Genomic DNA, 25815 nt, shown 5'->3' on the forward strand with positions numbered 1-25815 from the left:
TAAGCAATGAAAGTATCATATCAATGGTTAAAAGAATATGTTGATCTAACGGATATAACACCGCAGGAATTAGCGGAAAAAATGACTCGCAGTGGAATTGAGGTTGAGGGTATTGAATCCCTTAATAAAGGTGTAACAGGTGTTGTTATCGGTTATGTTCAGGAACGTGAAAAACATCCAGATGCAGACCGTCTAAGCGTTCTAAAGGTAGATGTAGGTCAAGGGGAGCTATTACAAATTGTCTGTGGGGCTCAAAATGTGGCACAAGGACAAAAAGTTCCAGTAGCGATGATCGGTGCAGTGTTACCTGAGAACTTTAAAATTAAAAAATCAAAGCTTCGCGGTGTGGAATCTCAAGGGATGATTTGCTCGGCAAAAGAACTAGGATTAAACGATAAATTGCTTCCGAAGGACCAACAGGAAGGTATTCTCGTTTTGCCAGAAGAGGCTGAGCTGGGTGCAGATGCCATTGAGTATTTAGGATTGAATGATTACGTGTTGGAATTGGGTTTGACCCCGAATCGTTCTGACTGTTTAAGCATGCTAGGAGTAGCTTATGAAGTAGCAGCGCTTTATGGACGTGAGGTTACATTGCCAGATACATCAGTAACAGAGGATGGAGAAGCAAATCCTGTTACGGTTGCAATTGAAGCTAGCGAGCATTGCTATGAATACGTGGGCAGACACTTCACTGACGCAGTGATTGCAAGTGCCCCGCAATGGATGAAGAATCGTCTAATGGCAGCAGGGACTCGTCCAATCAATAATGTAGTGGATATTACCAACTACGTATTACTGGAATACGGACAGCCATTGCATGCGTTCGATGCCAAAGAAGTATCCGATCAACAAATTATTGTTCGCTTGGCACAAGAAAATGAAAAGCTAACCACGCTAGATGATCAAGAACGTACTCTTGATTCAGAAGCATTAGTTATTGCTGACAAAGAAAAAGGCTTGGGTATCGCCGGCGTAATGGGAGGAGCAAACTCCGAGATCGTCGACAATACAAAGGAGATTATTTTAGAATCAGCCTACTTCACGCCAGCTTCTATCCGCCGTACGTCTAAAATGCTGAATCTGCGTACAGAAGGCTGTGTTCGTTGGGAGAAGGGCGTTGATCAATCGCGTGTTTCTGTTGCATCCGATCGCGCTGCACATTTAATTCAAAAGCTAGCCCATGCCAAGGTATCGAAAGGGGCAGCTAAACAAACCATCACGGTAAACCAACCTGTTGTGGTTTCTGTCTCCCTTGCAAAAATTAATCAGCATCTAGGCACAAGTATTACAAGGGAACAAGTGGCAGATATCTTTACTCGTTTACAGTTTACATTTGACCAGACAGAGCAAGAAGATGGAGCATTGTTCACTGTAACGGTTCCTACACGCCGTGGCGACATTACGCTGCCTGAGGACTTAATTGAAGAAGTTGCACGCCTTTATGGATATGATCAAATTCCAGTAACATTGCCAACTGGGGAATCAATTCAAGGCAGGTTAACCAAGGAACAACAATTGCGTCGCATTACACGTCATCACTTAATTGGTACTGGACTGTCTGAGACAATCTCTTATGCATTATTGCATCCTGATAAACTGGCACAATTTAGCGGATTGCAGGACGAACGTAATCTACATCCTGTGCCACTAGCCATGCCAATTAGCGAAGAGCATAGCGTATTACGTACCAATTTGCTGGCAAGCCTTGTAGAAACGGCAACGTATAACAAGAATAGACAAAATCAAGATTTAGCTTTCTTTGAATTAGGCCATGTCTTCTTATCCGAACAAGAACAATTAACAGAACAACCTGAGCAGCGGTTGTATCTGGGTGGCCTTGTAACAGGTCAGTGGGTGCCAGTAAATTGGATGGGGGTAAAAGCTCCTGTTGATTTTTACACGGTGAAAGGACTGGTTGAATCCTTGTTTAGCCGTTTAGGAGTTAATCCTCTTGCTGTAACATATTCCGCGAATAAAAATCGCAAAGGAATGCATCCCGGACGTACAGCCGATGTCATCTTTGAAGGCGAAGTGATCGGTTATATGGGACAGCTTCATCCTAAGACGGAGAAGGATCATGATTTGGATGAAACCTATGTATTCCAATTTGATTTACAAAAACTGTTCAGCTTTGCGACAGATCTTACTGATTACAAACCACTGCCGAAGTTCCCTGCTATTACTCGTGATTTAGCGTTAGTGGTAGAACGTAGCTTACCAGTGGCACAATTAGAAGCAATCATTCGTGAAGAGTCAGGTGAATTGCTTGAGTCAGTTACTTTGTTTGATATTTATACAGGAGAGCGCATCGCTTCAGACAAAAAGAGCGTAGCTTACTCTATTGTGTATCGTCATCCAGAGAGAACCTTGCAGGATGAAGAAGTGCAAGAGATCACCGGAAAAGTGATTGAAGCATTGACCAAGGTAGGAGCAGAATTACGTTCCTAGTAAATACCTCCATCAAATTCCTTGACGAATACAGTCATTTTCAGTAACCTAGTAGTAATGAGCGTATAGTCGGGCTATTCAAGGAGGAAGACTCCGTGCAGGAAGATGGGAAAAATCGTTTATCAGTCGAAATCTATGGTCAGCAGTATCGCCTGAGCGGGAAGGCTAGTAGCAGCCACATGCGGATGGTAGCCAGATATGTTGACGATAAAATGAAAGAAATCGCGCAGGGGAACTTTCGGCTAGATACGGCTAAAATTGCTGTATTAAGCTCAGTAAACATTGCTGATGAGTATTTCCGGTTGCGACAGGAGTATGAGGAGTTGCTCAGACTGCTGCAGGAAGATGCCAGTAAATTGCCTTCAAATGATAAACATACAACATAGACCGTATGAAGTTACAGGGCTGTTGAGATAATTTCTCAACAGCCCTTTCATATACAGCAGGCGGTGCGAGCATCAGCATGCAAAAAGACCGCCATGGGCAGTCTCTTTTGCTAATACATACGAGTGTATGTTGTTTTCCTAACAGGCATTGCTTTACATTAGGCTTCATTAGTCCCCGTTGCGCATATCCATCTTATTTTTAATTGGGATAAACAAGTCAATAATCCCGATGACCAAAGCAGCAAGCAAGGCGCCAAGCACAGTAACGCGGAAACCCGGTACCAAAAATTGTGTTAGGTAAATGACGATAGCACTTACGATGAAACCGACAATCCCACGATTATAGGGAGAGATTTTATCACCAAAAATGCTTTCGACACCCCAACCAATGAGGGCAATAACAACTGCTGCAAGCAAGGCAGTCCAAAAACCGTTTACGGCAAAGCCCGGTACCAGGAAGCCGACGAACATCAGAACAATTGCGGCAACGATAAAGCGAATAACGTGACGCATAAAACTCATAAACGAGTCCTCCTTGTAGTAGGGTTGGTGTACGTTTTCATTTTGGCTTACTAGGAAATAAAGTATGTACAACAAATAGCATGTAATTATTTCAATGGGCAACCTATCCAGATAGAAATTGGATTTTTCATGAAATGGTTTTTTGTAAATTTAATAGCACGGCATGGTATAATAAAATGATTAGATAAGAAGGGGGCAGCATACGTGGAGCGAAGGATTTTACGAACGCTGGAATTTAACAAAATCATCGCCATGCTGATGGAGAAAACCACATCAGAGCTCGGACGAGAACTGGCTGAGTCACTTGAGCCTTTTAATCATATAGATGTTGTTCGTCATGCACAAAGACAAACAGAGGAAGCAAGCACGGTGCTACGTGTTAAAGGAAGCGTGCCTTTGGGCGGTATTCGCAATATCCGTGGACCGATCCAGCGTGCTCGATTGAACTCGATCTTAGCACCTCTGGAACTTCTTGATATTGCTACTACTTTGCATGCAGGACGCCGTCTTAAACAGTTTATTAATGATATTTCCGAGGAGCATGAGCTTTCCATTTTGCAAGGCCTGGTAGAGAGAATTGAGGGCCTGCGCGACCTGGAAACAGAAATAAAACGCTGTATTGATGATAACGGTGAAGTAGTCGATAGCGCCAGTCTTGAATTGCGTCAGATTCGTCAGGAGATTAGAAGCTCTGAAGCGCGAATTCGCGAAAAGCTTGACCAAATGACTCGTTCCTCATCTACACAAAAAATGCTGATGGAAAACATTGTCACCATTCGTGGAGATCGCTTTGTTATTCCAGTCAAACAGGAGTATCGTTCGCATTTTGGCGGTATTGTACACGATCAATCTGCGTCAGGGGCTACATTATTCATTGAACCTGAAGTAATTGTGTCGATGAATAACAAGCTGCGCGAGGCTAGATTAAAAGAAGAGCATGAAGTGGAACGCATTCTTTATACGTTAACCGTACTAGTAGCAGATCATGTGGATATGTTATTGGAGAATCTTTCCGTGTTAGCTGAGCTTGATTTTATTTTTGCAAAGGCGCAGTTAGCATACAGCATGAAAGCCATCAGTCCAAAATTAAATGAAGAAGGCTATATTTTGCTTAAAAAGGGACGTCATCCGCTGATTGATCCAAAGGTGGTCGTTCCACTAGATGTAGAATTGGGTAAAGAGTATACAGGCATTGTAGTCACAGGCCCTAATACTGGCGGTAAGACTGTATCCATCAAAACATTGGGCTTGTTGTCCTTAATGACAATGGCGGGCCTTCATATACCAGCACAAGAAGAAACCGAGATGGCAGTATTCTCATCTATTTTTGCAGATATAGGAGATGAGCAGTCCATTGAGCAGAGTTTATCTACATTCTCTAGTCATTTAACTAACATCATCCGCATATTAGATCAAATGGATGAAAAAAGCCTTGTGCTGTTTGACGAATTAGGAGCAGGAACAGACCCTACAGAGGGCGCTGCGCTTGCAATGTCCATTTTGGATCATGTGTTAGCCAAAGGGGCTAGGCTAGTAGCTACAACGCATTATAGTGAGTTAAAAGCCTACGCATATGATACTCCAGAGGTAGTGAATGCCAGTGTAGAGTTCGATGTACAGACGCTGCGCCCAACCTACCGATTATTGGTCGGGGTTCCGGGGCGTTCGAATGCATTTGCGATTGCATCACGTCTTGGCCTAAACGAGCAGATCATTGATAAAGCTCGCCGCTCTGTGTCTAAAGAGGAAAATCAGGTTGAGAAAATGATTGCCTCTCTGGAATCTAATAAGAAAACGGCAGAAAAAGAACGTGAAGACGCTGAAAATATTCGCAAGCAAGCAGAAGAATTACGTCAGCAATTAGAAGAGGAGCGTCGTCAATTCGCTGAGACAAAAAATCGCTTGCTAGAAAAAGCGGAGGAAGAAGCGCGTATCGCCGTCCAACTAGCCCGTGAAGAAGCGGAAGAAATTATTCGTGAGTTGCGTCAAATGCGCAAAGAGGGCGTTGATTTTAAAGAACACCGTCTCATTGATGCTAAAAAGCGGCTAGGAAATGCAGTGCTGGAGCTGGAAAAAGAAAAGGTGAAAAAACCAGCCAAAGCAGTTCGCGCCACTCAAATCAAGATTGGTGACGAGGTGATGGTAGATAGCTTCGGACAAAAGGGAACCGTTTTGGATAAGGTATCCAGCAGTGAATATTTAGTTCAGCTTGGAATCATTAAAATGAAAGTCAAAAAAGATGATATGCATGTGGTGAAGGAATCAGTACAGCCGAAAAAGCCAATACAGTACACGACCATTAAGAGAGAAGCTAATAGCGTTAAATTAGATCTGGATCTACGCGGTTACAATGTAGAGGATAGCATTCAAGAAATAGATCGTTATCTGGATGATGCGGTATTGTCAGGTTTCCACAAGGTATCCATTATTCATGGGAATGGTACAGGAGTTTTGCGCAAAGGTGTTCATGAATTTTTGCGCCGTCACCGCAGTGTGAAATCGTTCCGCTTAGGTGGTCAAGGTGAAGGCGGCGTGGGCGCTACCATTGTAGAATTGAAATAGCGGGGAGGAGAGCCTTTTATGGCGATCTTATTTCAAAATACGTATCTGGCCACAGCTACCTATTTTGCTGTGACAGGTCTTGCAATGATCCTGTTTATCTCTATTTTTGAATTGGTTACAAAGTATCGGGTCTGGGTCGAATTAAAAAAGGGAAATCTTGCTGTAGCCATGGCAACAGGTGGGAAGATATTTGGGATTGCTAATATTTTCCGGTTTTCCATTCAGCAGCATGAGAAGCTAGGGGCATCCCTTCTACATGCTAGCTACGGATTTTTATTGATGTTACTTGCCTACTTTATCTTTGAATTCATGACGCCAAGTCTAAAAATCGATCATGAAATTGAGCAAGATAACCGCGCAATCGGGCTGATTTCCATGTTTCTATCCATCGGTTTTTCATACATCATCGGAGCTAGCTTGGTGGTGTAGGTGCAATTCTTGCTGATAAATCTGGACATGTAAGAATTCATGAAGATTATTCAAAGCGTGATCAGGACGGCAATTTTTGTGAATGGCTGTCCTTTTTACGTTAGGCAGGGTATAATATGGCTTTGAGAAGGGTAGAAAGAATCTCTCATAGTGAGGGGGCAGCAATTTGGATAAACTGTACAAAGCGTTGTTTATTTGCGGCCTTGTTTTTCTGGGGTTAGGAATTTACTATCTATCGTAGTTACTACATACGTAGCATATATACGTGGAGAAACAAAGGAAAGAGGAGATTATTATGACACATCCTATTCGTGTCGCGGTTGTAGGCCTTGGTTTTGTAGGTTTGCCACTTGCGCTAACCTACGCGATGAAAGGTGCAAAGGTAGTCGGAATCGATGTTTCCGAACAGCTTGTAAAGGAAACAAACGAAGGAAAATCTCACCATCTGGAAGCATATAAAGGCAAGACATTGCCAGAAATTTTACAAGAACAGGTGGAGGCAGGTCGTTTTCATGCCACCACTTCCTATGAGGAAGCTAAACAACAGGTTGACCACTATATCGTAACAGTAGGCATCCCGGTTAAAAATGGTGATCCTGAGTTGCAATATTTAAAAAGTGCTGCTCAATCATTAGGAAGCCAACTCAAAAAGGGCGATCATGTCATGATCCGCAGTACCGTGATTCCGGGAACAACGGAAGAAGTTGTGAAGCCATTACTTGAAGAGGCGAGCGGCATGAAGGCAGGCGAGGATTTCTATCTAAGCTATTGCTCCGAACGTATTGCAGAAGGACGGGCTTTTGAGGAGTTTATTCACATGCCTCTAGCATTAGGCGGTATTAATGAGGCGAGTGCTGCCAAAGGAAAAGAATTACTTTCCTTTATTAGTGAGACAGAGATTACTGTTACAGATATTCGCGTAGTAGAAGCCTCCAAGGTTATTGAGAACATTCAGCGAGACGTAAATATTGCGATGGTTCAAGAGTTTGCAAGATTTGCAGAAGCAGCAGATATTGATGTTTTTGAATTAATTAAGGTTGCTAATACCCATACTCGCGTCAATTTATTAACGCCAGGTCCCGGTGTAGGTGGTTACTGTTTGCCGAATGCCCTTTATTATTTGGCTCCAAAAGCAAAGGAACTGCATGTTGACCTACCGCTTTTGACTACTGCACGTAAAATTAACGATGGCATTCCTTCTGTGCTGGTAGACATGCTGGAGCAAACACTACAATCGGTGGGCAAACGTTTGGCTGACAGTAAGGTAGCTGTGTTTGGTTTAGCTATGAAGGATTTTTCCAATGATGACCGCATTAGTCCTGTGCACGATTTTATTGAGCTATTGCTGGCGAAAGGGGTAGAGGTTACGTCTTATGATCCTGCTGTTCATACGCCGTATGCTCATAAAAAAGACAGCCTAGAAGTTGCTGTATCTGGCGCTGATGCGTTGGTGCTAGCTGCGATGCAGCAAGAGTTCACCGAGCTTGATTGGGCTGAGGTAACTGGGAAAATGGCGTTAACCCCTGTGGTTTTAGATTTGAAAAATAGAATTCCGCGTACGCTTGATGAGCAAGTGAAAGTGAAGCGAATTTAGATGTAGATAAAGTTTTGCCGAGGAAAAGCATACAGAAAACGTCCTGTCCCAGTCAAAGCTGATGAAGGGGGCAGGACGTTTTTTATCTTGAGGAGCTAAGCGGGATGCTAACAGAACGGGACTGTACTAGCTAAGTTCATCATCGCACGCATGGTTTTATACATATCAGACTGATTTTTTGCGTAGTAGGTAACTTCCGTGGTGTTCGGAATGATTACTGTTTCTGGAACAATTGCGGCCATCTCAGCCTGGCCGTAATGAGAGAACTCTATTTTTAATTCAAGTGGCAGCTCAGTAGCAAGTGGTACTATTTCCTTACAACGCTGCAAAGCTAGGCTTGCTTGCTCTTGCAGAATTTCACGGCTTTCTTGTAGCGAAAGGCAGATTGCGGAAGTGCGGGATGTTGCATATTTAACGATAGCGGTCTGGATGTCAGGAATGAGCTCTAGGGCTTCCTCCGCGATGAGATTGTCGCCAGATACCAAACAGACTGGTACGCCGCATAAACCGGCATAGATGGCATTAAAACCAAATTCGCCAACAACTCGACCGTTTATATACATGTTTTTAATGACGCGTGACATCGTATGACTAAGAACTCCTGGAACGCCTTGACGGGTGTGATAGCCGATTAAAAAAACGGCATCATAGGTCTCATCTAGGCCATGCATCATAGAGTGATCGCGTGGGGTTCCGCGTAGCAGGCGGGCTTTTGGATGCAAATCCTCCAAATGAATGTTATTAAGATTTTCATGGCTATCTGCTACCAAAATTTCAGTAGCGCCAGCGGCTATGGCTCCTTCAATCACAGCATTCACATCGTGAGTCATATAGGCACGGCCTCTTTGATAATTGCTGCCTGTATCGGGATTAATATAAGTAGGATCGGTAATGCCCGAGATTCCTTCCATATCGCAGGATATAAATACTTTCACGATTACGCACAACCTTTCTATGTAGTTCCACTTCTATTGTACAAGGATTCAGACAATGAAACAAAGAAAAAACGACTTTGTTCCCTTAGCTGGAGGGGAAGAAGTCGTTTTTGCAAATGAATTATGGGTATAAGCATGAATGCTTAGGTTATTTTCATGTTATCATAGATTCTTTGTCGATTATGGCTTTCGTTTTTGCTCGTAAAGGTGAATGGTTTGTTCCGCCATTTGCTCAATTGTAAATTCACGGTCAATCATTTCAGTGCTGTTTTTAACTAAGCGTAGCTGAAGCTCATGATCCTGCCAAAGTCTGAGCATGGCCTGTGCTAAAACGCCCGCTTCAGCTGGAGGAACTAACAGTCCAGTTTCTTCTGAAATGACAAATTCACCCACACCTCCAACATCTGTAGCTATTACAGGTAAAGATGCAGCCATTCCTTCAGCGATCGTATAACCTAGTCCTTCGTACAACGCAGCGTGCACATACATATCCAATGCTTGAAGACAACGAGGGACATCGGTACGGAAGCCAACGAAGCGAACTCGCTCGGCAATTCCAAGCTGACGTGCTTGATCTTCAAGAGCTGGACGGTCTACACCATCCCCGATTATTGCTAAATAAAGTTTAGGATGGTTTTGCGTGCTAGCTAACACCTGAGCAAAAGCTTCAAGTAAATAAGGAAGTCCCTTGATCTGCACGATACGCCCGACGTTTCCAAACACAAAAGCATCGGCAGGGATTTCCCACTCTTTGCGTAGTGCGTCACGCACTTCTGCTTTATTTTCGATGCGGAACGGGGTAATATCCATTCCATTAAAGATTACACTTGTTTTTTCTTGAGGAATGCCATCTTCTATTAAAACTGTTTGGAGTGCCTTACTTACCGTTATAAAGTGATCCGTCCAGCGGCGTGTTTGTTTTTCCATAAGGGTTGCGCCAAAAGAAGCCAGTGGACTTACGTAATCATATTTTAAATTACTATGGACTGTGGTAAATGTTGTGCAGTCCATTGAACGAGTCGCCAACCTTCCCAAAAAGTTAGCTTTAACTCCGTGCGTATGCACAATGTCTGGATTCATAGCGATAATTTCCTGCTTTAATCCCTGCAAAATACGGAAATCGAAGCGTCCATATGTATGTAATGTTGTCACTTTGATACCAGCTTCACGCAATTTTCTCGCAAATAACGCATCGTAAAAGCATACGACGGCTGCCTCTACTTGCTTCTTAGAAAAAGAAGTAAGCAGATTGAGAATATGCTGTTCAGCTCCACCAAATTCTCCACCGCCGATTACGTGGAGGACACGTAGTTTGCTTGTCATGTAATCCACCCGAACCTTTCCAACAGACCATTTCAAATATACCAGATGAAGCAGTGATTCGCAATATGACCGTACTTATGGTATGGTTAACGTGACATTTTTTTATAGACTTGTTTTAGCTTTAACAAGTGAATAACTGGTAGAAACGTGAATAAGGATGAGGAAAATAGATATGGACAAGCGACATAATGTATTAATACTCTCGTATATATTTCCACCAATTGGAGGCGGTGGCGTTCCGCGTCCGCTTAAAATGGCTAAATATCTAGGGGAATTCGGCTGGGGTGTACATGTGCTTACTGCTGATCCGAGCTATCATGCTACCCTTGATCCTAGTTTGCTGGCAGATGTTCCTGCAGATGTGCACATCCATCGAGCAAAGGAGCTGACTGCGAAATTCCGTAAACCAGCAAAAAATACGCAAGCATCGTCTGGCAAGCAAGGTGATACTAAGCAGGCCTCCAGTAATCCTACGGCAAGAAATAATGGATCCGATTCGAATTCTGATCGTGTAAAAGAAAAAGGGGAAGCCGACAGCAAGGGAACAGTCACAAAAGCAGAACATGTAGCAACAGCTTCAAGACAACAGACTGAGGGAAGCGATCAGCCTTCCTTGATTGCACGGCTTAAGAGCACATTATTACAAACAGCCAAAAAAATAAAGCCGTACCTGCTTATCCCGGATGATCAAATATTATGGTATCCTGAGGCATTGAAGGTGGGGCGTGAGATCATGCGCAACCACCGCATTGATGTTATCTTCTCTACATCTGGTCCAGTAACAAACCACCTTGTTGCTCGTAAGCTAGCAGCAGAGTTCGGCTGTAAATGGATTGCAGACTTCCGAGATCCTTGGACTCAAAATATGCATCGGTCAGGTATAGCTTGGCGTGAGCGCCTGGAAGAGCGGATGGAAGCGAAGGTCATGAAGCAAGCTGATGTTATTACAACAGTGACTGCTACATTTGCTGAAAATTTCCAAACGAAATATCCAGCTACCGCAAACCGAATGGAGCTAATTTATAATGGATTTGACAAAGCCGATTTTGCAAAGCTGACTCCTGCACATACGGTGCCTGATCGGTTTCATGCCGCTTATGCAGGTATTTTATATCAGAAACGCAATCCGCGATTATTGCTGGGGGCGATCAAGGAATTGATTGATGAAGGCCTAGTTGATCAACAGGAGATATGCTTATCCTTTGCAGGTGTCTTTGACTATCCGGGCTATACAGACAATCGAGATTGCGTAGAGCAGCTTGGTTTGCAGAAAGTAGTGAGAGTGCTGGGCAATCTGCCTCATAAAGAAGCACTAGGCCTGATGAGTGGTGCAGATGCTCTATTGATGATTGGCGACGTGACTCCTGATGCAGGAGCCTATATCCCTGGTAAGCTTTATGAATACATGGGGGTTGGAAAGCCTATTTTAGCATTAAATATGCCAGGAGAGGCGACGGAGATCATTCAGCGCTTTGGTTTAGGGGAGGTAGCCAATCCTACTGATAAGGAAGCAATGAAGCAAGCGTATCTACATCTGTATCAGAAGTGGAAACAGCAAAAGGAGAACGGGGCTGGTCCACAACGCGATGAGAGCTTCTATGAACGTGTTAAGCGCTACGAACGACGTGAACAGGCTGGCCAACTGGCACAGGTTATGAATAAGCTAGTTGGCGATACTAGAGAAGCTCAGAAAGCAGACCCTGGGCAACAATAAACTAACAGCAGAAGCGTGTTTGAGTGTCACACACTCGCACGCTTTTTGTAATGGTTCAGAACAAATACAAAAAAACTCTCTATCGGTCAGTAACTGACAAGCAATAGAGAGTTTTTTATTTGTAAAGCTGATCCTATAAATTAATCAAGTAAATATTTTTTCACTTCTTCTGGATCTTTCATTTTAATGTTTTCCCCATATTTAAAGAAAGTGAACTTAACTTCCTGATCCATGTAGCCACCACCTGGGATCGGCAGGATAATCCAGGTTTGATAGCTATGAATCAATCCATCATCCTTCCCAATTCCTACGGTCATCTTAATGGTGGTGTTAGCCAGAATCTCGTTGATATCCGGACGATCCTGTAATTGCTCCTTAAAGGCTGCAAAAAGATCGCTATCAGCCTTCTCTACCCATTCCTTACCCGTAATTTTGATCTGATACGGAATAGTCTCTGTGCTAATCACCTTTTCATCAGGCATCTGCACTGCTTTGTCTAAGAAAGGTAACCAGGCTTCATAACCGCGAAATACATCGATAGGAATCGGTTCCTCGCGTGCTGTGATCCAGTTGCCGCCTTTGAAAATATAGCGTTCGTCACCCTTACGGTAGTAAACAAATTCCTGACGAGCGATACGACCAGTCACCTGATAAGCATCTGGTCCTTCCACGATACCATCAAACATACTTGTAGTCTCACGTGACATCATCCGATTTTTCACGTAGCCGCTGAACCAGTATTTACTAGGATCGACCTTAGTTTTGACACCATTTTTCATCATCTCAAAGGAAGACTTTCCCTTTTCCAAAGCAGCACGTAAAACGGCAGCAGGATTTTCAGCAGGGGTAATGCCGGCAGGAGCCGTATCCTCAAGCTTTACAAACTCCTTTGGAGCAGATTCATACGTACAACCGGAGAGGAGAGTGAGCGCAGTTATGCTCGCCAGCAACCATTTTCCCTTATTTCGAAGCATAATGAACCCTCCTCACGATACCAAAAGCAAACAGTGCTATGGTGATGCCGACAGCGATTGGGAAGACAGGGATCTGATGGCGTTTGAATACTAGAATACGATGATTATCGTACATCGTAGCAACCAGCTCGTTCTCTTGGTCTCCGTCAATGTCTCCAACTTGGATTTTAATTAATGGTAAATAAATCTTCCAATTTTGCTTCAGCCCATCCTGTGTATAGTCAAAGCCGGAGAGATAACGACGGTCAAAGCTACTCACCCAGCTTTTTGCTTGAGCAATCAGCTCTGGATGTTCGTTCTTACCAATGCTTGCATAATTGGATAAGCGGAAGCTTGTGTCTTTTTCACTACTTGCAAATAACATATCCCATTTACCGTCCGCGGTTGGGCGTAGGATATACGAAGGAACGCCGCCAATCAACAGCTCGTCCTGATTATCATGGTCGATGTCTGCTACCATAATATCGCTCATTGCAAGTCCACCCTTTAGGGATTTACGATTTAAGCGGTAGCTTTCTTCCACAGTAGCATCAGGTTTAACGGTAATGACAGCTAGGTCTTCGTCCAATACCAGAAGTCCTTCTTCTCCACCAGGAAGGCGCATCGTGTCTAAAATCTTAGTACCACGAGTCTTGTACTGGAAGGAGATTTGACCATAGGAGCCAGTTAAAAATCCATTTTTAATCTCCACATCATGGAATTTGGTTGGCTTATTAAATTGATTGGTTTTATACGTATAACCATCTTGGTCAGTCAATTTTTTATCTACCTGTGCCAAATCCAGCAATAAAGCGCGGAATGGCGCTGTACCGGACTGCATCATGGCTTCTGTGTAGCTTTGACGCTGTACGGTAGGCACTAATTGCTTCTCCGTCTGCGCGTAATATGGGAACCCAGGGTAGTCCGTTGGCATTTGTGCCAAAGCGTTTTTCCACTGCTGTGGCGTAAACTGATCTTGCTTTAACCGCACAAGCTTGCCGTCTTTCCATTTTAAAACATAAAGCGAAATAGGCTCATCTTTTAAATAGAGAAGTTTTTCAGCAGTTGCCTTTTTTTCTTCCGGTGTTTCTGGAATTTTATCTTCTTCTACATCTGCAACTTCATCTGCGTTGCCATACGTCAGAATTTCCATTGTTCCATCACCGTCAATGTCATACAGGGTGATTGGGAAGTAGTCGACCCATTCCCCTTTATACAGACGGTCTGTTTCTGCTTTTAAAACAAAATGATTAATCGCTGCCAGATTATCACGCGCATAGGTGAAATTAGTCAAGCAAGCTACTGCAACAAGTGCAAATACAGCGTTCCATTTCACTTTACCGTAAAACTTAACCAGTAAAGCAATTGCAATAATTGCTCCAAACGCGCCTATTACATATTTGACCAAGATACGATCATCTAATGTGGTCAATGCTTTATCTAACAGCAAAAAACCAATTGTAAAAATAATCACCTGACGCCGTTCCTTTTTATGAATGAGGAAGTACGTCCCAATAAGCAGTGGCACAAAGATCACGAGTGCAATCCATGACAGATCAATAAAAGCGACCTTGACCACCAAGTTATAAGCGATAAACAGGGCAAAGGCATAAACTGCCCAGTATAAGGTTTGCAGCCTAAACAGCTGTCGCATACAATTCACCTTTTTCTCGTTTAAGATCTGGAGCCAATTTTGCGGTTGGCGTACCGGAAGTCAAGAGTGGCTAGTGCCGCTACCATTCCGCCTAAGAGCCAGAAGAAGGTAGACATAAACGGCACTTCAAAGATGTTTTCCACAAAATTGTGAAAGAACACTGCCAGAAAACCGCAGAATAATCCTAAGCCTGTATAGAAATACGGCGTGTTTTTCCAGCGCAGGGTCGCCTGAGCCGCATACTTAACAATGGCAAGCATCATGGTAACCAATAGAGTCAAGCCAATGATCCCTGTTTCAGCCAACGTTTTAAAAATATAGCTGTCAGTATAGATGGTTCCAAAATAACGGGAACCCACGGCTCCGCCCCAATGACCAGGTCCAGCACCAAATAATGGTTCTAGTCGCATCCGGTGGTAAGCATTCGTCCAACGCGCGACTCGGCCGCTTTGGCTGCTCTTTTCCCAATAGTCCTCAGTAAACAGAGTAGTAATGCGGTTTTGTACCTTACCGATGACAGGAGTTGTCTCTGGTACAGCCAATAAAACAACACCGCCAATTATGGCTACGGCTACAATGGATAAGAAAACTTTCCGGTTCACAAATACAGAGCCAATGACTAATACAGCAAGCAGAGCGAACCAAGCTCCGCGCGAGCCTGTTGCAATAAGGCAAACTAGCATGATCAGGGATGTCAGCCCCCAGATAAGCTTTTGCTTTTTCGTTATCCCTTGCAAAAATAGGCCGGCTGCAATTGGAATGGTAAGGATCATGTAGCTACCCAAAACGTTCGGGCTTGTTACAATGGAGAATGCACGTCTCTTCATTGATTCGTTTTCTCCTGTCCAGGAGCTGTTTACTTCCACCCCAAGTACAACCTGCATTACGCCAATCAAGGCTACGAATAGACCAACTAAGGTGAAGGCTTTCAAGAAACTCTGCATTTGTTCTTTCGACTCAATGAGATAGAAGCCGATTAATAATGCAACCATATATTGGAATATAGCTCGAAAACCTTCCACGCTAGCATTAAAATTAGTCATATCCATAAACATAAGTCCCAGGCCAAATATCAAAAAGGCAAGGAACGCATGTTTAATGCCAGGCATGGTACGGTGGCCTTTTGCATACGCAATAAAGGTAAACAGAAGGAGGACAGTAAGTACGCCTTCATCCCACAAAGAAACAATAAATCCAATCGGGATAAATTTACGCATTGCGTAATCAATGATAGGATAGGTGAGTAATAAGTAAATCCAGTTGGTAGGATTCATAACCAACTTTTTTAGATTCGTTTTCAAGCGAAGTCCCCCTACACATATGTTCGACCCTACCATTATAATGAATCATAAGATAGGGTAGCAAGGAAAAGAAATCTAGCGTTGTTAACTGACAGATAAGTAGCGCGCAAGAATTAGGAGATTACGAGCTGTGAATTTACTAAAAACTGCATCCATGATAGTAGTAATAACATTAATAGGACGCTTGCTAGGCTTTGTTCGCACACTCTATGTTTCACATTTGTATGGAACAGGAATGGAGGCGGATGCCTACTTTCTTGCCTTAACGATTCCCATGACCTTGTTCATGATCATTCCGGGAGCGATCAATGCAGTGATGATCCCCACTATGCGAGGAATACTAGAAGATAATCAGACACAGAAGGCTTCTGTTCTCTACCATAAAATGCTGGCGCTCATAATCTTTAGCTTTTTTGCCCTGACTGTGGCCGGCTATTTCCTCTCTCCCCAGATTGCTCTGATGTATGGAGTGAGCGGTGAGAAAGCGGCACTTACCATCCGGCAATTACAGTTGATGTGGCCATCTGTTTTCTTTATTGGTCTAGCTGGATTATGGGCAAGCGTCTTAAATGCGCATCATCATTTCTTTACATCTACATTAGGCACGGTAGCGAACAGTGTTATTGTTATCCTTGCCATGGTTGCTCTGGTACCAATCGTTGGAGTAGATGGTTTATCAATAGCGACCACTCTTGGTTATGTAGCTGCTTTAGTCGTGATGTGGCCAGCCATGCGTAAATATGGCTATAGTCAACGGTTTAACCTGCAATATCGTCAGGACGCTGAATTGCGTAGCATGGGTGAACGGGTTGTGCCAATCCTCATTGGTTCCGTTATCTCGCAAACCACCACCTTTCTGGAACGTGGATTAACTACGGGGCTTGGGGATGGAAAGGTTGCGGCACTTTCTTATGCTAATCAGATTGCTCAGCTACCAATGGCTATTTTTGTTGGGGCATTTACATTACCCTTATTTCCACTGCTGGCCAATTACGTAAAGCGTAAAGAAATGCATTTAATGAAAGCTACGCTGGAAAAAGGGTTGTCTTATTTACTAATTTTGTTGTTTCCAGTGACGATTGGCTTCATTTTATACGGCGAAAATTTGATTAGTCTTCTGTTTGTTCGCCAATCGGGCGCTTTTAACGAAGAAGCATTAGCTTGGACTGCCTTTGGTCTTATTTTCTATGGCATGGGTCTTTATTTCTTAGCGGCCCGCGATTTGATTACACGTGCGTTTTATGCCTTAGAAAACACCCGTACACCCGTGATTGTGGGAGTGATAGGAATCGGAGTTTACCTGTTGACTGCTAAAATGTTTACCCCGCTTTTAGAGCATGGCGGTGTAGCATTAAGTGCTTCTGTATCCGCAATGGTGCAGTCTATTCTATTGTTTTTGTTACTCTGGCGATCCATTGGTCAGCTTCTTACTTGGGACTTCCTGTTGACAGTAGCAAAGGTTTTGATTGCCTGCGCAGTCATGTCCGTTGTCGCCTTCATTCTCCGAGTTCTGATGCTGGAATCGGGTAGGCTTCTCGATTTGCTGGTAGGCGGTACCGTGTCTACAGTCATTTACTTTACAGTGTTGTTTATTTTGCGCGAACCGCTTGTGAAGGATATTGTCGGCAAGATAGCGGGACGCTTTATAAAGAAGTAGGAGACATTCTCTATCAAATGACGATTAGCAAGAGAAAAGGTTTCTCCCTATATAGAAAAAGGCATTCGCTGTATTGTGTACGGTGATTGCCTTTTCTCATTTCTATAACGTTTTGCCTACTTTAATTTCTTCACCTGATTAGGATTAAGACCAAAGCGGGACACTGATGCAGCACGAGTGGATGCTAGCAGCCACTTATCTTTTATTTTGTGCAGCTCATATTCCCAGCATTGTTCATCTTGCCCGTGTTCCTCTATTTGATTGGTGCCAAGATTTTTCCATTTATCTTGATAAACCTCTCTTACCATTACTTTTAAATGGGAGTCATCTACTATTTCCAAAGAGCCAAAGTCAATTTCTAAATGAAGCAATTCACCCACAAAGACTTGTTTTAGAATGTTTGGTGCAGTTTCAAATTGCTCAACTTCACGCTCATAACTCTGTTTCTCATCGCCCTCTGGGGAGAGATAAGGTAAGAGAGGGTCAACGGTTGTTTTCGTCTTGGCATATTGAAGCCATGCTTTATTATAATTTGTAAAGAAAGCGGAGACATCGCCTTCAATATTACCTGCTTGGGAAATTTGGAGCGGTAAATCAATAAATGTATCTTGTTCGCCCAATGTACCCGTCTTAGTTACCTCACCGAGTGGTGTAGAGGCTTTGACCGTAAATTCAAGAGCTTTTTTGGGAGCGTTTTTGATTAAAGCGTCGTAGCCGGTAAAGCTTTTTTCAAAGGTAACGGGAATAGCTTGACCGTTATGGAATAAAGCGGCGTTTTTAACATTGGTGTACACCTTAATGTCACGAACGGGGAAATTCACTTTGAACCGTTTAGAACGACCATAATTAACATCAAATTTGATTTCGGTAGTCACTGTGCCGAGCAGGGTAGGTAAACTACCATTCATAAAATGCTCTCCCGGGAAGAAGGGGCCTACCTTGAAAGTAACTTGTTCATCTTCGCCATCCTGTTCAGATGTCTGTTGTTTCGCTTGTTTTTGATCAGAAGGTTCTGATTGGGTCTCAGGAACAATCTCTACACCTTGCTCTCCTGTTGCTAGTTTGGTTCCTTTTGGTCCAATTAATTTCATATGGATGGGACGTACCTGTACCTTGTATAAGCTACCTTCCTTTTTTAATACTAGTAAAGAATTTGCTTCTTCAGCATCGTCTAGGGCCTCTGGCTTATAGGAGGGATTCGTTTGATAGCTCACAGCTTGATCAGCAAGGGAGTCTATGTATGTTTTCCAGGTTTCGGTATGCTGCGATAAGTTTTCAATAATTCCAACTGCATTTTTATCAGTCAATACGGCTTTGACACCAGTTGGAACAGTAGTCACTTGTAAAAAGACATCTGCTTGCTTCTGCTCTACGGCCTGCTTAAACAGCTTTACGACTGTTTCTGGATTTTTGTACACAGCACTACGTTGTTGATTAAAAATAAAAAAGCCTACAGCAACTATAAGTAAAATGGCAATAGGAATTATGATTTTCCATTTCATAGGAATCCTCCTTCTAAAAGAACCTTCTTCTTTTATTCTAGGTGATTATTTTCACACGTCAATGCAGGAAGTGGTTCATTGTAAAGAATGTTACAATATGAGCAGGACGAAACGCCGATAGAGAGGAAAAAGGACTATAAATAAAAATGCTTAGGAGGAAAATTGACGATGAAAGAATGGGTGACCATAGAAGAAATGGAACAGGGGCTGCAAACATTTCCGCTCTGTCTTGTTCTCCTTACATCTAAGAATTGCGGTGTCTGCGAGGCTGTAGAACAAAAGTTACATACCTGGCTGTCGGATCAGCCCTCAAATCCTGAAGAACAGGAATCTCATGTACTTGAAGGTCTTCATGTAAGCAAAGCTTCTATTGATAAGCTTCCAGAGCTGTCTGGAAGGTTTTTGGCATTTTCCGGACCCACCATACTTGTATTTGCCTATGGAAAAGAAATATATCGACAAGCGAGATTTATTCACATGCAAGAGCTAAGTGAGGCGCTCCAGCAGGCGAAAGTTATGATAGAATAGAGAAGGTTAAACATGAAGAGAGAGGTAAGAAAAGTGAAATCAGGTACCGAAGAGAAGGGATTGCCCAAAAGAATACGCCTTTGCGGACGTTACCAGATTAAAAAAATGATTTCGCAAAGCGAGCTGTCGATTGTGTATACCGCACGTCAGCTTGGCAGTAAGCATACGCGTATTGTTAAAGAGTTTTTTCCTAGAGCACTTGCCTTACGCGATCTTGATCATAAGACCGTTTTTTGTCGGATGCCTTCTTTGCAGGAAAAATATAACGATCTATTACAGGCATTTATACGAGAAGCAGACATAATAAAAGGACTGAATCATCCTAATTTTGTATCATATGTGGATTTCTTTGAAGAGAATGGCACGGCTTACTTAGTAATGAATTATTGCCAAGGAGTGACACTGGATCGTTATATTCAGCAGGCGGAGCAGCTATATACGGCGGAAGTTATAGAAAGAACATGGCTGCCGTTGGTGGATGCTCTCGAATACTTACATAAGCAAGGAATTATTCATCGTGATATTAAACCTAGTAATCTTATCATTAGTCCATCAGGGGCTCCTATTCTGATTGATTTTGGCTCAGCTATTCAAATAAACCAACAGGGAAAAGGAAATAAGCAAACAATTGTAACCACAGCCGGCTACTCTCCTTTGGAATTTTATTCAGAGAAGTCAAAACAAGACGATCGCTCTGATTTATATAGCTTTGCTGCAACGTTTTTCTTCTATATTAATAGAAGCGCTCCTACGGATGTTACGCAGCGATTGTTTGAGCATCGCTTTGAGGGAATGAAACTGTCTTCTTCTATCGTGACTCCTATATTGGCACGTATCATTCGCTGGGGATTAGCGGTTCATGCTGACAAGAGATGCCCCACGTTAAAATGGTTCAAGCATGCTTTATATGCAGAAGCGTTGATTTGGAAAAGTAAAGAGAGGCTGTTTCCTGCATCTAAGCAAAAAACAACCGCTTCTACTTCATCTTCTCATAAACTGCATTAATGGTGGGCAGGTACGTCCGAATAAAGATGGGAGTTTACTTTAACGGCTTTGTACCTGATCTCGATTTCTGTGATTCCGTCCTCAAATGTAATGTACAATTTGTCATTATAGGTGAGGATTTCCTTTTTGTTGGTACGAAGCAATGTAGTGCCACGAACTAATGTGCAATTTGAATTGTTTTTAACCAATAGCGTTCCGTTTTTACTTGCTTCAAACACAATGAAAGCCGCTTCCGGCAATGGCTCATTTACATTGAGGCTTCTAAACAGCTCCTGAAGCGTTATCCTGCGTTGAGGAAAAGAGCTGAGAGGCCAGTAGGTAACAGGAATATCATTTCCACTAGCAGTTTGTAAAAAATAGCCTTCCAATTTTCCGGATAGCATAGGTTTTGGACGAACGATCAGATAAATAATGACACCAATAAGAGCAACAGCCAACAAAATGCCACCGATTAAAAGATATTTGTCCCAGACTGACGTAATGATCAAGGATAATTCTGATGTAGCCTGTTCGCCATCTGGATCAGTAGCCGTGATTGTCAAAGTGGTTGTTCCCGTTGTAAATGGAGTAATATGTAACGTTTGACCTTGAATACTTATGTTTGACAGAGCCTCGTCAGGAGCATTTATGATGTTATACGTGAGTGTATCCTGATTAGCGTCCGTAAAATATTTGGCTAGATCAATGCCTGATTCCCCTGATTCCTTTGAAATCGAGATCGTGTGCTCTGCTGTAGCTTGAGGGGCAAGATTTCCTACATGCAGCTTTTCTGCGGAGGTTTCTCGATAAAAGTCTGGCCCTTCGATTCTAATTTTCCACGTATAGTCCCCAGATTGCTTGAAGACATGCTCCAATTTCCACTCATCCCCAGCTACATTCATCGGAGTCCGCTGTTCTTGCTTCGTTGCTGTATGGACAGTAATGAATTCAGCCTTTAAGGTTTGAATGACATCCTGGTCAGTAAATTTTTTACCTAGAGAATCAATAAGGTGGGCAACCATGCTGATAGCCTGCCCTTTTTGCGTTTGATTGGATAACACAGGAGCCTGGATATCGAGATTATAGGTGCCTAATAGATTAATTTTTACCAGAGTGCCGGGTGTACCGCGGAATTTTAAAGATACGTTCCCTTTTGGCGGTTGCGCCACTTTTAAGAGGGAGTATTTATTTGATTCTGTAAATTGGATATTTTTTGCTTGAGAGAATAATTGCGCTTCTTTGACGGGGTGTTCAGATAACAGAATAATGTTGGCCTCGTTTATGCTCCTGTTCGGAATGGACAGGTTTACATCCTGAAGGGCCCCAGTCGCAGTAACGGCAGCAACAGAGATCAATGTGGACTGAATTTGTTTTGCAAAAATTTTATTAAAAATGTCAGGCAAATCCTCGGCGCTATCGGTAATGAATGAAGTACCGCCTGTTTCAGCCGCAATTCTCTTTAATTCTGCTTGATTAACTGATCCGTCCTGGTTTAGCCCAATTGTATAAATGGGGAAACCTTTTGCTTTTGCTAGTTGAATAGCTTTTTCAACATCTCGTTTTGAATCCGCTACACTTCTTCCTTTGGACATAGGTCCGAAATCTGTGCCCCCATCTGATAGCAAAAGTAAGAACGGGCGATTTCCGCTCTCCGTACGTTTGGCCAAGAGCTCTGTACCTGTTAAGAGACCAAGTCCGAGGTCTGTGTAACCTGAGCGTGGCAAAGAGGACAAGGCTTTTTTGATCTCATTCCTTTTATCTTTCACTGAGATTTCTGTTAAAGCCTTTGTTTTGACAATTTTGTGATTATAGGCAACAAAACCTACCCTTGTTCGATCCGCATTGCTCATATCCATAAATAGCTTGACTACTTCTGCTGCTATACCTTCTTTATCCGTATCCCTCATGGAATAACTGGCATCCAATACAAACATGGCATCATTACCCCGATTAGGATCAGCCTTGGCTAAGGCTTGGGGAGCTTCTAGCAGGCAAGAGAAGGCGATCCCTAAAAGCAAAGCGCATACGGCAAGATACATGGTGGAATTACGCATGGATTTCCTCATCTTGACTTTTTACACATCCTTTTACAAGATATGATCTTCAAAATAAGAATCGGTCACATTGTCCTAAAAGTGAATAGAAAAAATGAAAAACAGGAAAATAGAACCAAAAAAAGGTGGAAATAATTGATTTTCACAACGAAAAATAGGGGTTGGAGGCAATAAGTACCAATTTAATTTTTTTGAAAACGGAAAATAAAGGCATAAAGTCCTGATTTTTTTAAATGATTGACAGTGACGAAATTAGTTGATTAATATAAATTCCGAAAGGCGATAGGGGAATTATGGTAAAAAAATAGATTAATCTGGGAAATTAGGCAGATTAATCCGGAGGATATTGGATTAATATTACAATTTGGTTACATTAATCCTGTTTAGTTAGGGCCGATTATCCCTTATGAGTAAGACTTTTTATGCACGTACCATTATTCACATGTAGGTCTACTTTTTGTACATACCTCAGTGAAACATAGAAAGGGGCAAATTATGGACATTATTTATCAAACCAACCGAACAATGCTTTTTGAAGAAATAAATCCAGAGAAGCTGGATCTAGTCACCATTGTAGGCGATGTCAAAGGCATAGATAGTCTAAGTGACGAGAAGGTAAAAGAGATCAATCAGCATCTTCTTGTTAAGAATTTTGATGAATTTTTGGACAAGTTCGAACCAACTGTTTATTCGTTTTACAATGCAGCAAACCAAAAAGTGATGTACACACTCAAAAAACCAGAATCAATCTCAGAGGACTGCATCACGGAAATTAAGGTTAATCAGCACAATGATTTTCTGAAAATGCTATTTACCTTGATTGATACGAAGCGCAGTCAAGGAATTACCAATGTAGACTTTAAGTTCGAAAATTTGTTAGATATGATCTCTCCGAAAAAGGTCATGGACGATATTAGACAGGTTCGCAAAGAGATTCATTACATGTATAACGAGTACGAAAAATTGGATGATGGCGATCCGAAGAAGCTTGATATGGGTGATAAGCTCAATAGCATGTTTGAAGAAGCAAGTCAGAACTATAACAATGTCATGGCAATGCTTCCTCTAGCGATCGAGGATATTAAAACAAGGCTCTTACTAGGTGGTTCTGCTGAGGAAAATAAATCTGAGGCGATCCAAATCGGAATGCTGACCATTGGGGAGAGCGGTGAATTAAAGATCATCGAAGCACCTAAAAACGATACCAATGAGCTTATGTTATTGGATGATAATACCGGTACTGGCTTGGTAACGGTTTTTGAAGAGGATTATGAATCTATTACGGAAACGCCTTCTTCTTACGTAAGAGACTTAGTAGTTCGAACTTTCTGCCCGCTACCAGCTGTTCAGTCGGAAGTGGATATGGAGACAGAGATTCAAAACTATAATACATATCTTGAATTCTACAAAAACGCAAAGGACGATTTCGTCAAAACGGTAAAACCGCTTGTGGAGAAAATTCTTGGTGTGAAAATGTTCTTTGATCAATATGCTACCAAGAATAAAGGGATGATGCCTACTCTCCTTATTACAAACACAAAGCTAGATATGTTAGTTAAGAGCAGCAATATTCCACGTTTGGAAACCTACCTTAACACTGTGAACTCCAAAAATGATTTCACAGATACTATCTGGTTCGGTATTGTACCGTCCGTTGAATTAGAGACCGCTGGCCGAGTAAAAGTAAGCCGTGAGCGTTTCAAAGGAAACGAGAAGGTTGTTAAGCAGGACGGGAATACCTTGGAATCGCTCTCAATGCTTCTGAATGTAGTGAAAGAATACAAGCTACAGGTGTTCTTTAGCTTTGAAACAGGTGAGGAGACCACCTTTAATAGCATGGCTACAGCCGGTATTGATAGATATATCGACAAGTGTAATCCGCTTATTCGCAAGGATTATAGTGAATTTGCGATACCTTGTGTACCTAACTTCACAGTCATTCCAAAGGATAAGTCCGGCGTAGTAATTGACAGTCGAATGCTGCAAACCGATTCAGGCGCAGAGCTTTCGAAGGAAAAAGAAGACATCTTAAAGCTCTGGATTGAAGGAGTTTATATTGGCTCCTCTTATGTGGCAGCAGGTGTGGTAGCTGCTTATCAATGCCCTGATTATATGCGCGAGCTATTTAAAAATATTAACAAAGAGTATCCAGGCGTACGCTTTGATATTGAAGCTGGAGACAACAGCTTACGCGCAGTGACTACAATGGCGAAAGAAATTTCTGGTTTTACTAACAACATCAAAGATTCAATTAACCGTAAAAATTTCGGCTTTGTCTTCTCATCAGAGAATGCACAGCTTCAAGAAAAGGATATCAAACGCATTACGGTTTACAAAGCAAGAAGCCTTGCTTTGGCCGAGGATGGTTTCGATCCTATTTATAAAACTCTCGTGAGTACGTACATCGAGCGTATTCTTCGTTTCCAAACTGGAGACTTCAAACACGAAAATATCGTGAAATTCTTCAGTAACAATCCGAGCAGCCAAAAGAGCAAATGGATGAGTGGACGCGGGTACGTCAATTCCATCGTTCAGGATGGAGATGATATTAGCTACATCATCGATGATAAGAGCAATTTGTGCCATATTGATTTGGTCTTTAACGGAAACGTGAAGAACCTTGAAGTAATGATTACCAAGGGCACAACTCCTGTGAAATCGTGATGTCCTTTCTAAAGCGTATGGTAGAGGCTGTCTTACAAAAGATTGCCTCTATACATAAATCTCCTCGTCCTAAATTGGGCGTGAGAGCTATTTTTTCTAATCCTAAGGAGGTTTTATTTATGGGTTTTCGACTAAAAGTTGAAGGTGCAGAAACAATTGAACTAGGTATGGATAACATCCAAACAGTTAAGTATGAAACTGACACTCCAGATGATTCCAATGCTAGATCAACAGATGTAGGAACTACACTGCGTCTTACTGGTAAAATCATCACATCTACTGATGGTGACAGCGCTGACGATACGATGAAACTAGCTCTGTGGTCTTTAGTTCCTGCTGAAAAAGCGGATTGCTACAGAAAAGTAACATTAGAAGTAATCGCGGCTGATCAAGTAGTGCGCAAAATCCACATGCCAAATGCTTTCGTGGTAGATTACACAGAACGTTTTGGCGATACAGAAGGTGTTGGAGAATTCACTCTATACATCAAACAGAAAAAAGACAAAACCGAATTTACCAAAATTGAAGGCGGCTATGCCGTTTAATAGATAGTCTTGCAAGCTATCGGAGGAGGATAAAATTTTAAGAGGTTCAAAGCCTCTTAA

Annotated in this window: 19 protein-coding genes; 11 read left to right on the forward strand and 8 right to left on the reverse strand. The window is 42.4% G+C overall.

The features are described 5' to 3' along the window. Positions 1–6: 6 nt before the first annotated feature. Positions 7–2448, forward strand: coding sequence for a phenylalanine--tRNA ligase subunit beta (pheT, locus tag QZ995_RS01260; protein WP_301801997.1), 2442 nt, complete (start codon positions 7–9; stop codon positions 2446–2448). A gap of 95 nt (positions 2449–2543) precedes the next feature. After that, on the forward strand, positions 2544–2834 hold the full coding sequence (gene zapA, locus QZ995_RS01265; protein WP_301801999.1) for a cell division protein ZapA: 291 nt from the start codon (positions 2544–2546) through the stop codon (positions 2832–2834). Between the two features lie 168 nt (positions 2835–3002). On the opposite strand, the gene QZ995_RS01270 is transcribed toward zapA, so the two are convergent. After that, entirely contained in the window at positions 3003–3356 is a 354-nt protein-coding gene (locus QZ995_RS01270; protein ID WP_003335011.1) for a phage holin family protein, read from the reverse strand. A gap of 204 nt (positions 3357–3560) precedes the next feature. On the opposite strand from QZ995_RS01270, the gene QZ995_RS01275 reads away from it, so the two are divergent. The 3 genes from QZ995_RS01275 (at position 3561) to QZ995_RS01285 (ending at position 7941) form a co-directional block, all read left to right on the forward strand. Next, complete coding sequence (locus tag QZ995_RS01275; RefSeq protein WP_301802002.1) at positions 3561–5918, forward strand: endonuclease MutS2; 2358 nt, start codon at positions 3561–3563, stop codon at positions 5916–5918. An 18-nt stretch (positions 5919–5936) separates the two neighbouring features. Continuing rightward, on the forward strand, positions 5937–6347 hold the full coding sequence (locus QZ995_RS01280) for a DUF350 domain-containing protein (RefSeq protein ID WP_018671300.1): 411 nt from the start codon (positions 5937–5939) through the stop codon (positions 6345–6347). Between the two features lie 295 nt (positions 6348–6642). Continuing rightward, positions 6643–7941 (forward strand): nucleotide sugar dehydrogenase, encoded by a 1299-nt coding sequence (locus QZ995_RS01285; RefSeq protein ID WP_301802007.1) that lies wholly within the window; start codon positions 6643–6645, stop codon positions 7939–7941. 107 nt (positions 7942–8048) lie between these two features. On the opposite strand, the gene QZ995_RS01290 is transcribed toward QZ995_RS01285, so the two are convergent. After that, positions 8049–8876, reverse strand: coding sequence for a M55 family metallopeptidase (locus QZ995_RS01290; RefSeq protein ID WP_301802008.1), 828 nt, complete (start codon positions 8874–8876; stop codon positions 8049–8051). A gap of 180 nt (positions 8877–9056) precedes the next feature. Next, positions 9057–10199 (reverse strand): glycosyltransferase, encoded by a 1143-nt coding sequence (locus tag QZ995_RS01295; RefSeq protein ID WP_301802009.1) that lies wholly within the window; start codon positions 10197–10199, stop codon positions 9057–9059. 172 nt (positions 10200–10371) lie between these two features. On the opposite strand from QZ995_RS01295, the gene QZ995_RS01300 reads away from it, so the two are divergent. Further along, positions 10372–11913 carry a glycosyltransferase family 4 protein gene (locus QZ995_RS01300; protein ID WP_301802010.1) on the forward strand — a complete coding sequence of 514 codons (1542 nt, stop codon included), beginning with the start codon at positions 10372–10374 and terminating at the stop codon, positions 11911–11913. Positions 11914–12053: 140 nt separating this feature from the next. On the opposite strand, the gene QZ995_RS01305 is transcribed toward QZ995_RS01300, so the two are convergent. The 3 genes from QZ995_RS01305 to QZ995_RS01315 are packed head-to-tail and all read right to left on the reverse strand — an operon-like array spanning position 12054 to position 15821. Next, a complete protein-coding gene (locus QZ995_RS01305) occupies positions 12054–12887 on the reverse strand; it encodes a hypothetical protein (protein WP_301802011.1) in 834 nt (277 codons plus the stop codon). Then, positions 12874–14520 (reverse strand): hypothetical protein, encoded by a 1647-nt coding sequence (locus QZ995_RS01310; protein WP_301802013.1) that lies wholly within the window; start codon positions 14518–14520, stop codon positions 12874–12876. Before QZ995_RS01310 ends, QZ995_RS01305 begins: the two co-directional genes overlap by 14 nt. Positions 14521–14540: 20 nt before the next feature. Next, positions 14541–15821, reverse strand: coding sequence for an O-antigen ligase family protein (locus QZ995_RS01315; protein WP_301802014.1), 1281 nt, complete (start codon positions 15819–15821; stop codon positions 14541–14543). Between the two features lie 130 nt (positions 15822–15951). Between QZ995_RS01315 and murJ the strand changes: the two genes are divergently transcribed. After that, entirely contained in the window at positions 15952–17478 is a 1527-nt protein-coding gene (murJ, locus tag QZ995_RS01320; RefSeq protein ID WP_301802015.1) for a murein biosynthesis integral membrane protein MurJ, read from the forward strand. A gap of 116 nt (positions 17479–17594) precedes the next feature. On the opposite strand, the gene QZ995_RS01325 is transcribed toward murJ, so the two are convergent. Continuing rightward, the gene (locus QZ995_RS01325; RefSeq protein WP_301802016.1) at positions 17595–18980 is read right to left on the reverse strand and encodes a hypothetical protein; all 1386 of its coding nucleotides are present in this window, start codon (positions 18978–18980) and stop codon (positions 17595–17597) included. A 168-nt stretch (positions 18981–19148) separates the two neighbouring features. Here QZ995_RS01325 and QZ995_RS01330 point away from each other — a divergent pair, with 168 nt between their 5' ends. After that, complete coding sequence (locus QZ995_RS01330; protein ID WP_301802017.1) at positions 19149–19508, forward strand: thioredoxin family protein; 360 nt, start codon at positions 19149–19151, stop codon at positions 19506–19508. Between the two features lie 12 nt (positions 19509–19520). Continuing rightward, complete coding sequence (locus QZ995_RS01335; protein WP_301802018.1) at positions 19521–20513, forward strand: serine/threonine protein kinase; 993 nt, start codon at positions 19521–19523, stop codon at positions 20511–20513. On the opposite strand, the gene QZ995_RS01340 is transcribed toward QZ995_RS01335, so the two are convergent. Then, positions 20510–22546 (reverse strand): vWA domain-containing protein, encoded by a 2037-nt coding sequence (locus tag QZ995_RS01340; RefSeq protein WP_301802020.1) that lies wholly within the window; start codon positions 22544–22546, stop codon positions 20510–20512. The genes QZ995_RS01335 and QZ995_RS01340 overlap by 4 nt on opposite strands. Before the next feature lie 495 nt (positions 22547–23041). Here QZ995_RS01340 and QZ995_RS01345 point away from each other — a divergent pair, with 495 nt between their 5' ends. Next, the gene (locus tag QZ995_RS01345; RefSeq protein WP_301802022.1) at positions 23042–25210 is read left to right on the forward strand and encodes a transcriptional regulator; all 2169 of its coding nucleotides are present in this window, start codon (positions 23042–23044) and stop codon (positions 25208–25210) included. Positions 25211–25329: 119 nt separating this feature from the next. Then, entirely contained in the window at positions 25330–25755 is a 426-nt protein-coding gene (locus QZ995_RS01350; RefSeq protein WP_301802023.1) for a membrane-associated protease 1, read from the forward strand. Positions 25756–25815: the final 60 nt, after the last annotated feature.

The organism is Brevibacillus laterosporus (assembly GCF_030489605.1).
In the GTDB taxonomy this organism is placed as follows: Bacteria; Bacillota; Bacilli; order Brevibacillales; family Brevibacillaceae; genus Brevibacillus_B; species Brevibacillus_B laterosporus_E.

What these genes read in the sequence shown, in the direction of transcription:
- pheT (WP_301801997.1), top strand. Translation starts at nt 7, where the DNA reads ATGAAAGTATCATATCAATGGTTAAAAGAATATGTTGATCTAACGGAT.
- QZ995_RS01270 (WP_003335011.1), bottom strand. Translation starts at nt 3,356, where the DNA reads ATGAGTTTTATGCGTCACGTTATTCGCTTTATCGTTGCCGCAATTGTT.
- QZ995_RS01280 (WP_018671300.1), top strand. Translation starts at nt 5,937, where the DNA reads ATGGCGATCTTATTTCAAAATACGTATCTGGCCACAGCTACCTATTTT.
- QZ995_RS01285 (WP_301802007.1), top strand. Translation starts at nt 6,643, where the DNA reads ATGACACATCCTATTCGTGTCGCGGTTGTAGGCCTTGGTTTTGTAGGT.
- QZ995_RS01295 (WP_301802009.1), bottom strand. Translation starts at nt 10,199, where the DNA reads ATGACAAGCAAACTACGTGTCCTCCACGTAATCGGCGGTGGAGAATTT.
- QZ995_RS01300 (WP_301802010.1), top strand. Translation starts at nt 10,372, where the DNA reads ATGGACAAGCGACATAATGTATTAATACTCTCGTATATATTTCCACCA.
- QZ995_RS01305 (WP_301802011.1), bottom strand. Translation starts at nt 12,887, where the DNA reads ATGCTTCGAAATAAGGGAAAATGGTTGCTGGCGAGCATAACTGCGCTC.
- QZ995_RS01310 (WP_301802013.1), bottom strand. Translation starts at nt 14,520, where the DNA reads ATGCGACAGCTGTTTAGGCTGCAAACCTTATACTGGGCAGTTTATGCC.
- QZ995_RS01325 (WP_301802016.1), bottom strand. Translation starts at nt 18,980, where the DNA reads ATGAAATGGAAAATCATAATTCCTATTGCCATTTTACTTATAGTTGCT.
- QZ995_RS01330 (WP_301802017.1), top strand. Translation starts at nt 19,149, where the DNA reads ATGAAAGAATGGGTGACCATAGAAGAAATGGAACAGGGGCTGCAAACA.
- QZ995_RS01335 (WP_301802018.1), top strand. Translation starts at nt 19,521, where the DNA reads ATGAAGAGAGAGGTAAGAAAAGTGAAATCAGGTACCGAAGAGAAGGGA.
- QZ995_RS01340 (WP_301802020.1), bottom strand. Translation starts at nt 22,546, where the DNA reads ATGCGTAATTCCACCATGTATCTTGCCGTATGCGCTTTGCTTTTAGGG.
- QZ995_RS01345 (WP_301802022.1), top strand. Translation starts at nt 23,042, where the DNA reads ATGGACATTATTTATCAAACCAACCGAACAATGCTTTTTGAAGAAATA.
- QZ995_RS01350 (WP_301802023.1), top strand. Translation starts at nt 25,330, where the DNA reads ATGGGTTTTCGACTAAAAGTTGAAGGTGCAGAAACAATTGAACTAGGT.